At 44.3% G+C, this 12,833-nt stretch carries 11 protein-coding genes; 1 reads left to right on the plus strand and 10 read right to left on the minus strand.

Annotated features, from left to right (window positions below):
• The 8 genes from AC55NX_RS15595 to AC55NX_RS15630 form a co-directional block, all read right to left on the minus strand.
• Positions 1-846, minus strand: an 846-nt coding sequence (locus AC55NX_RS15595) for a transposase (RefSeq protein ID WP_496996561.1), incomplete at its 3' end; no start/stop codon positions are given.
• Positions 847-1,199: 353 nt separating this feature from the next.
• Positions 1,200-1,799, minus strand: coding sequence for a nitroreductase family protein (locus AC55NX_RS15600; protein WP_496996562.1), 600 nt, complete (start codon positions 1,797-1,799; stop codon positions 1,200-1,202).
• A gap of 2 nt (positions 1,800-1,801) precedes the next feature.
• Complete coding sequence (locus tag AC55NX_RS15605) at positions 1,802-3,343, minus strand: ATP-binding cassette domain-containing protein (protein ID WP_496996563.1); 1,542 nt, start codon at positions 3,341-3,343, stop codon at positions 1,802-1,804.
• Positions 3,336-4,550, minus strand: a complete 1,215-nt coding sequence (locus AC55NX_RS15610) for an ABC transporter permease (protein ID WP_496996564.1) — start codon at positions 4,548-4,550, stop codon at positions 3,336-3,338. The genes AC55NX_RS15605 and AC55NX_RS15610 overlap by 8 nt, the downstream gene beginning before the upstream one ends.
• Entirely contained in the window at positions 4,547-5,602 is a 1,056-nt protein-coding gene (locus tag AC55NX_RS15615; RefSeq protein ID WP_496996565.1) for an ABC transporter permease subunit, read from the minus strand. Before AC55NX_RS15615 ends, AC55NX_RS15610 begins: the two co-directional genes overlap by 4 nt.
• The gene (locus tag AC55NX_RS15620; protein ID WP_496996566.1) at positions 5,599-7,416 is read right to left on the minus strand and encodes an extracellular solute-binding protein; all 1,818 of its coding nucleotides are present in this window, start codon (positions 7,414-7,416) and stop codon (positions 5,599-5,601) included. The genes AC55NX_RS15615 and AC55NX_RS15620 overlap by 4 nt, the downstream gene beginning before the upstream one ends.
• Positions 7,410-9,086, minus strand: a complete 1,677-nt coding sequence (locus tag AC55NX_RS15625; RefSeq protein WP_496996567.1) for a cyclic peptide export ABC transporter — start codon at positions 9,084-9,086, stop codon at positions 7,410-7,412. The genes AC55NX_RS15620 and AC55NX_RS15625 overlap by 7 nt, the downstream gene beginning before the upstream one ends.
• 341 nt (positions 9,087-9,427) lie before the next feature.
• The gene (locus tag AC55NX_RS15630; RefSeq protein WP_496996568.1) at positions 9,428-9,853 is read right to left on the minus strand and encodes a YbaN family protein; all 426 of its coding nucleotides are present in this window, start codon (positions 9,851-9,853) and stop codon (positions 9,428-9,430) included.
• A gap of 333 nt (positions 9,854-10,186) precedes the next feature.
• On the opposite strand from AC55NX_RS15630, the gene AC55NX_RS15635 reads away from it, so the two are divergent.
• Positions 10,187-10,435, plus strand: coding sequence for an acyl carrier protein (locus AC55NX_RS15635; protein WP_077336593.1), 249 nt, complete (start codon positions 10,187-10,189; stop codon positions 10,433-10,435).
• Positions 10,436-10,437: 2 nt separating this feature from the next.
• On the opposite strand, the gene AC55NX_RS15640 is transcribed toward AC55NX_RS15635, so the two are convergent.
• Positions 10,438-11,475 (minus strand): SGNH/GDSL hydrolase family protein, encoded by a 1,038-nt coding sequence (locus AC55NX_RS15640; RefSeq protein ID WP_496996569.1) that lies wholly within the window; start codon positions 11,473-11,475, stop codon positions 10,438-10,440.
• A 7-nt stretch (positions 11,476-11,482) separates the two neighbouring features.
• Positions 11,483-12,826: an MBOAT family O-acyltransferase gene (locus AC55NX_RS15645; RefSeq protein ID WP_496996570.1), complete on the minus strand. Its 1,344-nt coding sequence runs from the start codon at positions 12,824-12,826 to the stop codon at positions 11,483-11,485.
• Positions 12,827-12,833 lie beyond the last annotated feature (7 nt).

The following is a 12,833-nucleotide window of genomic DNA, read 5'->3' on the forward strand; positions in this document are numbered from 1 at the left end:
ATGAAGGCTATCGATTTGATTCAGAGATAAACGACTGATGATATCAGGTTGTTTTTTATTGATGTGACCAAGCTTTCCTTCTCGCATCTGACGCCCCATCCAATCCACCCATTCAATATAATCGATCAGACGAAATGGAATACCATCGGCTCGCTCCTGAGACAGATACCCGATGAATGGAAACAAACCTGAAGGGGTCTCTTGGTTATTTTCTAATACGTCAACACGCCTCTTGAATGACGTATATTCCGAGGTCTCTGGCGTTTCAGCGATATTAGCCCGGACAGGATTCAAATCGGTATACGTCATCGCTGCCAACAAGGCTTTTTCATCTAACAGCGCCTGAGATTTGAATCGACCCTCCCAAAAATGCCCGCGACATTGATCCTCCTGATTAGCCCGCAAAGCAATGTAATAGTTCAGCTCTTTCATTAGCCAACTGAGTGAGTAAAGACGCTCACGCCAAAGACTAATCAGCTTCAGACACGCTGGATATTCAGATGCTGAAAGCTGTCCCTGAAGATAGGCCTGTATTAATGGTGGTAGTCGATGTTCTTGTCCCCATCTGGCAATCACTTCTCTTTCTGAGAGTTGCAGGGCTTTTGCACGATTAATATGGACAACCAAGTGATAGTGGTTACTCATCACCGCATAAGCACAAATATCAATACAGTAAATTCGGGCTAAAGCCAAAATACGTTGCTCTACCCAATGGCGACGGTGTTCATAAGATATACCAGTGAGTGGGGCGTCGCCACAGAGGAAAGAGCGCCGAACACAGCGAGACACACAATGATAGTATGATGTGATGTCAGGGGAAACGAGCTGTGTTCGGGCAATCGTCATAAAAATTCCTAGTGAAGGATGATGATATGAGTCTGCCTCAAGTGATGGGTCAGAAAAATAGTCCGATGGCGAGGGTACGTGTGATGTAACTTTTTTCTATGTAACTTTTATGTTGCTCAAGAATGACATACTCAGTGGATTTAAGGTGATGTAACTTAGGCGATGTAGCTTGTTGTGTGTCCAGATAACAAAACAGTCTGTCCCCATAACACCTGTGGATTTAAGGTGATGTGGCTTATTTTGTGTGCCCAGATAAACACCATATTTCGTGTGTCCCAGCAAAAATCTCATTTTTGTTAATCAGTCTGTCCCCCGAATAAATCCAGCTTTAATCAGTCTGTCCCCGTAAGCCCCTAATCTTCGAAATATGGCGTTGGTTGTTCTGCCAACCCCTGCCATTCAAAACAGTACTTATTCGGGGACTGTCGTTCTACGGGGCGGACAAACCGTTCTTTCGGTGTGCCGACGGATATCGCGCCAAGTACCTGATCTTCCGGTTGCATCCCCAGTATAGGCTTAAGCTCATCACCAGCCAGAAAGGTATACCAAAAACCACCGTATCCCATCAGATGTAGCCCCGTCATAATATTTTGCACCGCTGCACCACCACATAACCATTGGTCCCACAACGACACATGATGCTCCGGTTTTAAGTCTGTCACCGCTATAATCATCATCGGCGTATTGGCGATTTCCTGACAGGATCGCCGCGCCTTCTCGGTCAGTTCACCATTAGGGAGCTGCCGACGATACATTTCTAAAGTGGAATCTGCCAGCACCTGCATTTTATCACCTTTGACAATCAGAAAGCGCCAAGGCTTCAAATTGCCATGATCCGGCGTGGTCATCACCAACTCAAATAAACGATGCAATTCATGATCATCGGGTGCCGGATAAGTGAGTTTCTTCCGACAGTAAGAACGTCTGGATAATAAAGGCGCTAAAGATTCCATAATTAAACAACCTGTAATGATGTGTGTTTGCTGTTGCGGTGTTCATCTTCAGGATACTCACCATGAGAGAGACTCCGGGCAGCACATAAATCAGAATACTCACCCAAAGCTCGCTGCTGGCCTTGAGACAACATCAGATATTGATGACAGAGGGTTGCTACCATCCCCTGGTCATGGCTGATCACAATGAGGCTGAAATGTCGTTCGGCCTGTAAACGCTGCAGCAGCGCGATAATATGACGACGATTGACCTGATCCAACGCCGTCGTCGGTTCATCGAGAATCAACAGCTTCGGTGACACAATTAACGCCCTGGCAATCATCACTCGCTGCCGTTGCCCGCCAGAGAGTTCATGGGGGTAACGTTCAAGCAGCGATTCATCAAGACCGACTTCTTGCATTGCCTGACTGAGCTTTTGTTTCACGGTATGAGCCTGCCCATGATTCTGAGCCAAATAAGCATCTTTTAGAGAGTGATAAATCGTCAGGCGTGGATTAAAACTGGACGTTGTATCCTGAAAGACAAATTGCATCTTGCCGCGTTGTGCTCGCAGTTCTTGGCGGGACAGACGCTGCCAGTCCATGCCATCGAATTCGATCATTCCCGCTGCGGGAACGAGCTTCAATAAGGCTTTCGCCAGTGTTGATTTCCCTGCCCCGCTCTCACCGATAATCCCCAGATTTTCTCCCAAGGCCAGTTCGAAATGAATACCATCGATAATATTACTGACCGAGAGATCGTTTACACGTAACAGCGGAGAAGAAACTATAGCTTCGGGGCGTCCGAATGACTCATGTTCTAACAACATCCGCGTGTAGTCTTGCGTCGGCGCTGAGAAAATTTGTTCGGTACTGCCCTGTTCGACAATCATGCCCTGTTTCAGAACCAACACTTGATCAGCAATATCACGAACCAATTGTAAATCATGAGAAATAAGCACCATCGCAATGTTCAGCTCTTGCTGCAAACGTTTCAGTAACCGCAGAATCTGCTGCTGAGTTTGTTCATCCAACGCTGTTGAAGGTTCATCAGCAATCAAGAGTTGCGGTGCATTTGCGATCGCAATTGCAATCAGGAGACGCTGCCTTTGTCCTCCCGACAACTGATGAGGAAAACGTTTCCGATGTTCAGAGCGCAATCCCACCTGAAGCAATAAATCATCAACGCGCTGACGAAGTTGGGATTTAGACAGTTTGCGAGTGGACTGATGTAATTGAATGGCTCGGGTGAGTATCCATTCAGCGCGTTTGACAGGATTCAAAGCCGATAAAGGCTCCTGGGACACTCGACCAATGACACTACCGCGCAGTGCTCTCCATTGTTTTTCGGTAATTTTGGTCAGATCCTGATGATCAAAGAGAATCTGTCCCTTGTGCAAACCGTTACTCGGTGCAAGCCCCGTCATCAATTTCGATAACAGCGTCTTCCCGGCCCCACTTTCTCCGACAATCGCAAGCGTCTCACCGGCGGACAGTTCAAAGCTGACATCATTTAACAACGTTTGAGAACCAATCGAGAATGAAAGCTCACAACATTTAAGCACGCCCGTCTCCCCCTTCCGTTTCGGAGTCAGAGTTCGGTGTGTGGCTAGCGCATTCAGGTGTGTGTCCCCGTAGTGAACAGCTTTTGTTGAGGAATGTTGAGGTGTCTGTCCCTTTAATATCCGCATCTGTCAAAGCGTCTGTCCCTGCAACGCCTTCAACGGTTACTGAAACGCCTGTCCCTCTAACGTCTGCTCTAACGTCTGTCCCTCTAACAGAGCTCCGCCTTGCAGCCAGTTCCTGAACCATTTCTCCGATTAAAACTACCGAAGTCACCAACACTAAAATATAGGTACATCCGATCATTCCTAGCCAAGGGGCCTGCAAATTATTCTTTCCCTGAGCCAGCAACTCCCCCAGCGAAGGATAACCGGCAGGCAGGCCAAAACCGAGAAAATCTAACGTGATCAGCGCGCCTAATGCCCCGGCAAAAATAAACGGTAAATTACTGATCAAAGCAACGACGGCATTCGGCAAAATGTGGGTGAAAATAATGCGTCGGTCGGAAACACCGGCAATGATTGCTGCCTGCACGTAATCAAGCTGACGGATTTTCAACACTTCCGCCCGGACCTGCTGTGCCAAATGATGCCAACCTAACAGTGACAAGATAAGCAATAGCATCCAAGGACCCGGCTGCACCAGACTTGCCATAATCATGACAATAAAAATAGCCGGAATGGCTCCCCAGATTTCCGTAATTCGCTGTCCCAGCAGATCAACAACGCCCCCGAAGTAGCCCTGACAGGCTCCAAAAACCAGCGCCAATAACGCAACAATGAAGGTCAGCCCCAGCGCAAACAGCAAACTGATTTGTGTCCCGTAGAGAATCCGGGCCAGCACATCCCGCCCCTGGTCATCCACGCCCAGCCAGTTCATCGCTGAAGGGGGAGATGGAAAACTGACATCATAGTTAATCGTGTCGAAGGAGAAATGCACCGGTGGCCATAACCACCAGCCATGTTGGGTAATTGCTTTGGCAACGAACGTATCTTTATAGTTCGCTTCCGTAGCGAAAATACCGCCAAATTCGGTCTCAGGATAAACATGGAGCAGCGGGAAATACCATTGCCCCTGATACACGATCAGCAATGGCTTATCGTTGGCCAGTAAGGGGGACAGACAACTGATGAGGAAAACCATAGCTAAGATCATCGCTGCAATCTTGCCTCGTCTGATAACTTTAAAATGCTTCTCTTGTAATCTCATCCGTTCACCGCCTCAAACGTCATCCGCGGGTCAATCAGGCGGTACAGAATATCACCCAGTAAAGTCATCATCAGTCCAAGCAACGAATAGACATAGATAATCCCCAACACCACCGGATAATCCCGCTGCAACAAGGATTCAAATGCCAGCAGCGCCACGCCATCAAGCGAGAAGATAATTTCAACTAACAAAGCCCCGCCCATAAATAATGCCAGTAGATCAGCTGGAATTCGGGCTATCAGTACCAGTAGGCTGTTGGGTAATACATGACGAAACAACACACTCTGACGGCTTTCACCGATACTGAGCGCTGTTTCGACATAAGGTTGATTGAGTTGATCGACCACTGAATTTCGGATCAAGACCGTAATCGGAGCCAGCCCGCCAGCGACACAAGTCATCACGGGTAAGAAAATATGCCAGAGATAATCTTTTACCTGTTCCATCAGTGTCATCTGAGCAAATCCAGGAGAGACCAGCCCCCGCAATGGAAACCAGTCAAACACACCACCACCGGCAAATAAAATCATCAATAAAATTGCAATAATGAACGTCGGCAGTGCCACAGAAAGAAACAGCACAAAACTGGTCACTGCATCCAGCCATCCACCGCGATTGAGCGCTTTCCAGACCCCGAGAGGAATCGCGACCACATAGGTAATCAATAAACTCCAAAAGCCGATGGAAAAAGACGTCGGCAATTTGCTCCCGATTAATGCAGCCACCGACTGACCACTAAAATAACTTTTACCGAGGTCCAGCGTCAGATAATGCCATACAGTCTCGGTATAGCGTTGCCAAAGCGGCTGATCAAACCCATACTGTCTGGCGATTTTCTGGCGCAACTGGGTATCTATCTGCTGCCCGTCCAACTGTGTGTTCTCACTTTCAAACAGAGACGTCGTGCCTGTATCCATTCCCCCCATTTGGGCGAGAACCGCATCAAGCGGCCCCCCCGGCAGCCACTGCAACAAAAAGAAATTCAGCGTCACAATCGTCAACAAGGTCGGCACGATCAAACACAACCGTTTGACTACATATTGGCGCATCATGGGTGGGCGCTGTCCTGCTGTACGTTATTCCGACTGTCCCACCAAAATTCGATTTCATAGCCATAGGCCGGGTTTACTTTCGGCCGATGAATATAATCCGCATGCGCCACAAGCTGGAAGTTACGGGCCCATAACGGGAGAAAGTAGTATTTCCACTTCAAGACCCGATCCAATGCTCTGCCGTAGACTTCGGTTCTCTCATAACTGTCGGCATGCACTAAATCATTAACCAACGCATCAATCACCGGGTCATTAAATCCGGCAATATTGTTACTGGTTGCCACATCAGCAAATGACGACAATAAAGCTGAACGGACTTCGGTATTGGGCGGAATACGCACTTTGTATTGAATGGGCGTCATATCAAACTGATGTTGCATCAACTGCTTATAGAATTCAGTACCTGAACGCACCGCGATCTGTCCTTCAATTCCCAGTCGTTTCAAATTTTGCACATAGGCACCAAGGACAGGTTTCATCGCCGGAGACGGCACCAGAAAATGAATCACAAACGGCTGATGATTGGCATCAACCAGCCGCCCCTGCTCGGTTTTCCAGCCGGCGGCTTCAAGCAGTTGCTTTGCTTTAATCAGGTTCGCCCTATCATTGCCTGATCCATCGGTGGTCGGCCAATGAAAGGTTTCAGAGAACAATGCCGGTGGCAGTTCTTGTTTAAACGGTGCTAACACCGCGGCTTCTGATGAAGAAACAGGCCCTTCAGAGGCGAGAAAACTATTGTTAAACAGACTTTCCGCACGCTGATATTTGCCTTGAAAAGCACGTTGATTTAACCACTCAAAATCGAATGCGTACGCCAGTGCTTCACGCGTTTTCGGGTTGGCAAACTTCTCTTCACGCAGATTGAACAGTAACGCAGTCACAAATGACGGTGCCTGATAATCAATCCTGTCTTTAACGACTGTCCCTGTATCGAATGCCTTACCCTGATAGAGTTTTTGCCAGCGAGCCAGGTTAGACTCAGCAATGTAATTCACTTCACCGGCTGCTAGCGCTTGCACAGCTGCGTTGCGGTCACGGAAATATTCAACCCGAATTGTTTTGAAGTTATATTTGCCACGATTGACCGGCAGGTCTTTCCCCCAATAATCATCCCGTAATGCATAGGTAATACTTCGTCCCGGAATGACTGAGGTAATCCGATAAGGTCCGGAGCCAATCGGAATGTCTAACGATGGTTTGGTGAAATCTTTCCCTTGCCAAACATGCTTTGGCAGGACAGGCAGATTACCGGAATTGAGAATTTGTAAACGGCTGCCGTGCTTACCAAAATTAAACTTCACTTCCCGCGGCCCCAGCACCTCAACCGACTGTACGCTCTGAAAGCGGGATTTGATATTACTCAGACCCACGGTTTGGTACTGTTTGACGGAAAATGCCACATCCTCAGCGGTGACCGGTTGACCGTCGCTGAAACGGGCATTCTTTCTCAGTTTATAAGTCACCCACGAATCATCATCAGCAATGGTGATGGTTTCTGCCAAGGCACCATATCGGGTTTTGATTTCATCTTTGTCGTGGCCGCGATCGGTCAGACTGTCATAAAGCCAGAACAAGCCTCTGGGCTTGGTGCCCAGATTAATAAATTGATGCAACGAATCGAAACTACCGATTTCCGCAATCACCAATTCTCCTTGTTTCGGTGCATTCGGATTGGCATAGGCGAAATGGTCAAAATCGGCAGAATATTTCGGCTGTCCATACAGGGAAACAGCGTGGGTCACTTCATTCGCCACAACAGGCTGGCTCAGACAACTGATCGCCAGCATCAGTACGCCCAGTGTTTTTCTCAGCATGTTACGTCTTCCTTTTCATCAGCGGTATGATTCTGAAGGTGAGATGGGTAATCGTGAGCCGTTTCATCGTCTACCATGATATGTCCTTGATCAATCCGGTAGATTTTGTCAGCCATGTAGAAATAGTGATCATCATGCGTAATCGCTATCACGGTTTTTCCTCTGGCTTTCAACTCGGGAAGCAACTCGGTGTAAAAGACTTTGCGGAATGCCGGATCCTGATCGGCTGCCCACTCATCCAACAGGATAATGCTACGATTCTCTAAATAGGCCAGCAACAGTGCCAGACGTTTACGCTGCCCTTGAGACAGTTTGGTGGTACTGAGTTCGCCCTCGCTGACCGTCACCTTCTGCTCCAGTGACAGCGCATTGAGATAATGTTCAACCAGTGCCGAATCCGGTCTTTCACCCGATTCGTTAATCAGTTGTTTAAACAAATAAAAATCAGCAAATACCACAGAGAAATGGCTGAGAAACCAGTCGCGGTTTTCTTCGTTAATCTCCTGACCGGCAAACACGATTTTGCCTGCATGTGGCGTGTAAAGCCCGGTCACTAACCGGGCACACGTTGATTTGCCGCTACCGTTCCCTCCGACCCAAAACACCAGTTCGCCCTGCTTCAGTTCAAAATCAATCGGGCCGACACCAAAACCCGGCTCTCCGGATTCTGACGGGTATTGGTAAGTCACATTTTTCATCTGTAACGATTGCCAGCATGTTTCAGGCTCCGGCTGCTCTCCTACCGCGTCTGTCCCCTCATGCAACGCCAGTTGCTGCACTTTGGCGTAAGCGACAGAGCCTAAAATCAAACTGGGCAGCGAGCCAATCATGCCGGCAAGCGGAGAGCGCAAATACAAAATCGTCAGGGCAAATGTGGTTAATTGTTCTTTGGTACCCACCCCAAACACACTGTGGATGAGAATAATTGAAGCGATCAACAGCAAAATGGACGTATTGACCCAACTGCCGTTTAAGACCGTATATCGATCGGCTTTAACTTCCAGCCCTAACGCCTTACTGACAACGGGTTTTAAACCGTCGCTAAAGAAACTACTGCGACGTTGACGGCTGAGTTTCAACTCATTGCGTCCCAGTAATAAACCGGAATAACGGTCATAGAGTTGATCGTCATTCTCCCGTACTTCTCGCTTCAACTGTCTTGATGCCGACATCAGTTGCCGGGCAATCAGCACTGCGAGGATGGTCATCATCAACGTACAGAGGAAAAATGGCAGTGAAAGCTGTAACAGATAGCCATAACAACACAGCAGAACTGCAGCACCATAGACCACAAATGGTAGGCTGTTAAACGCCTGACTAATCGACGTCACATCCTTGGTTAAAGCTGCCAGAATCGCGGGTTGGCCAAGTTGATCAATTCGCTCGACCGAGGTTTTTAACACCCGTTGAGACAAGTGCAATCGCAGCCGATACACCACGTGATGGCCTAACGATGTCAGCATTGCCTGAGAGAAAAAACTTAAGCCAAATAACAGCAGAATCAGGACGAACAGTAAAGCAACATCCTGCCCCGTAATCACATCAGCTGATGAAACCCGGCTGATCATCGCAATCACCGCCACCCCGGCCCCGGCACTCAACGCACTCAACAGAATCGCTGTCAGAAACTTGAACGTGTTTCCCTTTAATAACGTCCAGACTAAGGTCATATAACACACCAGAAAACAAATAAGAATTATTAGCGTTCGTATTATGAACGAGAGCTTTATAAAAAGATAGAGAAGAAAGCATCAATGATGCGCAATTCATTGCCATTCATAACGAGGACAGGCGGCATAAGAAAGACAGACCTTACGAGGACAGACGGAATTACAGGGACTGACGTTATGATTGCGAGGACAGACGCTATAAGGTGAATAACGTGATTGCGTGGACAGGCAGGATTACCGATTGATTGCAAGGACAGGCACAATGGGAAAGCAAATACAAATAGCGGGGACAGACGCCACAATGCGCAACGCCTAACATTGCAAGCTTTGATTCATCAGGCTTAACGTTCTTCCTGACTGAGATCCGGTGTTTCCGGCATCTTCTCCGGACGCCTCCAGATGTAGTAGCTGCCAATCAACATACCGATGGTCGATACAACGACCCAGACGAAAGCCACCTTGTGTAACAGTAGAATCAGTAGGCAGACCGACATCGATAACGCTGACAGAATCTTATTCTTTCTGGAAATGACTTTGCCATTTTGCCAGTTCTCTATCATGTTGCGGAAAAAGGGCTTTGACATAAGAAAACGATGAATCGTAGGAGAGCCTTTTGCCGAGGCCCACGCACATAAAATCACAAATTCTGTCGTGGGCAGGCCCGGTAAAATGGCACCGATAATCGCTAGAATCAGACTGACGACCGCAATGAGTTTATAAACCCACAGATGCACCCCTGATGATTTTGTTTGCTGCTGTTCTGTCATTGCACTTACCGATATTCTCCAAGATTCAGACCAAATCAACTCACAACCCTGTGCCGAGTGTTAATCAGATCAGTTTATTCACTACAATGTTACCTCAGCATTAAGCTGTGTTCAGTCTCCCACGTCCCACTCAGAAAGTATATGGTGTCTGTCCTTTCTCTTCATTTACACCATAAATAACGACTAGATGCATCAAGATAAATCATTTGGGAATAAATAATCATAAAAATATGAATTTTATGGTAGATATCTAAAAACGAACTATAGTATAAGTGTTATAGTAGAGCCATGAGTCATATGAACTAAAAATATGTAAATAAGCTTGAGGAAACAATGGAAAAAGAAAAAATAAGAAATTTCGTTATATCTTTACTTAAAAAAAATGGTGAAAAAAACGACGTCAACATTAGTGATGATGATTCACTTATTGAGTCAAATCGATTCGACTCACTTGACATTGCTGAATTAACATTATTTCTTGAAGATGAGTATAATATTTACATATCTTCTTCAGATGCCGATTCATTCAAACAAATCGATACCATCAACTTAATTAATAAATATATCACAATGAACAAATAATATTAATTATTTTCATTATCTATCTGTTTGATGTATTTTACTATTTTTTTAGCAAGCAGATGATTCCCATTAGGCGTTAAGTGCGCACTAAAATCTATAAAAAACTGTTCATTCATATCATCAAATACATTAGACATATCGATAACATTACTATTTTTTATAGATAAATCAGACAAATTCCTTGCTACAGAATTCAGGAATGCATTCTTTGTAATATTTTCACCAATATTATCTACATTAGCTTTATTCCCCCAAACAACCGGAGGGATAAAAACTAACGTCTTCGTATTCAAACTAGCACCATAATTAATTATGTCTTCAAAATCACCCATTATTTTATTTGGTATTAATTTATTATAATATCCATCGATTGAGACTGTTGAGTCTGACATTATACTGTCAATCTTTTTTTCCACTAAATCCATAAGATAGGAAAATGCAATTTGATTTTTTATCTCATTATTCTTTCTAGTGATAAATTTATTATATTCAGTTACATAATCAAATGGACCATTAACAATAATTGCTAAATCATAATATTCTCCTGTCATTTCGTGAATCCTTTGCCAATTAGCAAGGTTTTGAGAAACCATTTGTCCCGGAGATGAATAGTTATCAATTTCATATTCAGGCAGTAATGCACTAAGATAAGCAACTAATGCTTTATCAGATGAATTATAGAAACCGAAAGCTTGAGATGCCCCTAAAACTAATAATTTTTTAGTTTTCACACTGGAAGTGTCATAATCATATTCTCTTTTACCAAGCTGATTAATTTTATATATACCATAATCACCCGGTTGAATGACATCCCCAACATATGGAAGATATCTATATTTAAGTGTATGATTATCATCATAATATTTAGCATACAATTGATGATCTAAATGTTCTGGCAATCCATTGATAAAATCATTCTTTTTACTTACCGATAGATGATATTTTCTAGCATATAGTAATAAATCACTCCCCGCATCAACAAGTAAACCAAGTAGTGAAATCAAAAAAAACAATACAATTAAAAATTTAAATTTCTTCATAATATTATTAAAAATCAAAGTAATAAAAGCTTTCAGGCTTCTGTGCAGCAACCATCGAGCAACCAAGAACAATCATAATCATTATTGGAACTGATAGATAAAGTGGAACTTTCATTAATCTAGTTCGTATATAATCAGCACTATCAAATGCATGTAGTGCTAGTGTTAATACAATTAAAGTCAGAATAACGAACTCCTTAGACGTAATCGGTTCAATATGAAAAGAAAATAATGCCTGATAATAAGATACCGCCATATCAACCGATGGATTACGAAACAATACTAATAATAATGTCCAAACCGTAAAATTCAGTATAATCGCTAATGGTTTCACATATTTATTTGCAATCACAAACCGTTCGTACCCGCTGTATTTTTCCAAGATCATGATGACTCCCTGAAGTCCTCCCCACAGAACGAAAGTCCAGTTCGCACCATGCCATAAACCCGAAACCAGCATCGTGATGAAAATCGGCATATAAGGTAAAATATTACGGAAGTAGCGTACCAGCGGAATGAAAACATAATCTCGCAGCCAAAAGCTTAAGGTCATATGCCAACGTTTCCATGTTTCCGTAAGAGAGTGGGCTAAATAAGGAGAACGAAAATTTTCAGGAAACTGGATCCCCAACGCGCCTGCGGTTGCAATCGCCATATCCGAATAGGCACTGAAATCACAATAAATCTGAATACTAAATCCAATCACAGCAAGCAATAGACTAAAACTATCATGTGATTCCGGATTCAAGAATATAGGATGAACATAAGCCCCGATCTGATCTGCGATCAACACTTTTTTTATCATACCAATTGAAAACAGAGGAAGATTATAAACAATATTCTGCCAAGACACTTTGATCTTAGAGAGTTGGGGAATTAGCTCTCGACTTCTTAAAATCGGTCCTGCAATTAAATGGGGAAAAAAACTAATATAGAGGCTAATGTCTAATATCGTGAACTTTTTTTTAGAAGAGCGTGAAAAATCAACCATCATGCTGATCAATGTAAAAGTAATGAACGAAAGTCCTAATGGCAGGCCGAAATTAAGCTTCATATCTAATCCAATGCTGCCTAGCAAAAAATTAGTATATTTAAAAAACACCAAAGGAATTAAGCTAATCATCACTAAAAAAATCAGGAATTTTTGTCGCTGGATCAGCAGCTGACATGATAAAACGCCCAGAAAAATATAGAAAACCAATACATAAATATAATGAACATTCCAATATGCATAGAAAAAGACACTACAAAGCAAAAGAATTATCTTTTGCCACCAATTGTCACGAACTAAACGGACAGTAAACAAAACTGATGTAAAAAACAGCAAAAAAACAGGTAACTGGAAAAGCATATGGCTA

It is taken from the genome of Vibrio rubrogenes (assembly GCF_059641415.1).

Coding starts and splice junctions, on each gene's coding strand:
- AC55NX_RS15600 (WP_496996562.1), bottom strand. CDS start 1,799: ATGGAATCTTTAGCGCCTTTATTATCCAGACGTTCTTACTGTCGGAAG.
- AC55NX_RS15610 (WP_496996564.1), bottom strand. CDS start 4,550: ATGAGATTACAAGAGAAGCATTTTAAAGTTATCAGACGAGGCAAGATT.
- AC55NX_RS15615 (WP_496996565.1), bottom strand. CDS start 5,602: ATGATGCGCCAATATGTAGTCAAACGGTTGTGTTTGATCGTGCCGACC.
- AC55NX_RS15620 (WP_496996566.1), bottom strand. CDS start 7,416: ATGCTGAGAAAAACACTGGGCGTACTGATGCTGGCGATCAGTTGTCTG.
- AC55NX_RS15625 (WP_496996567.1), bottom strand. CDS start 9,086: ATGACCTTAGTCTGGACGTTATTAAAGGGAAACACGTTCAAGTTTCTG.
- AC55NX_RS15630 (WP_496996568.1), bottom strand. CDS start 9,853: ATGACAGAACAGCAGCAAACAAAATCATCAGGGGTGCATCTGTGGGTT.
- AC55NX_RS15635 (WP_077336593.1), top strand. CDS start 10,187: ATGGAAAAAGAAAAAATAAGAAATTTCGTTATATCTTTACTTAAAAAA.
- AC55NX_RS15640 (WP_496996569.1), bottom strand. CDS start 11,475: ATGAAGAAATTTAAATTTTTAATTGTATTGTTTTTTTTGATTTCACTA.
- AC55NX_RS15645 (WP_496996570.1), bottom strand. CDS start 12,826: ATGCTTTTCCAGTTACCTGTTTTTTTGCTGTTTTTTACATCAGTTTTG.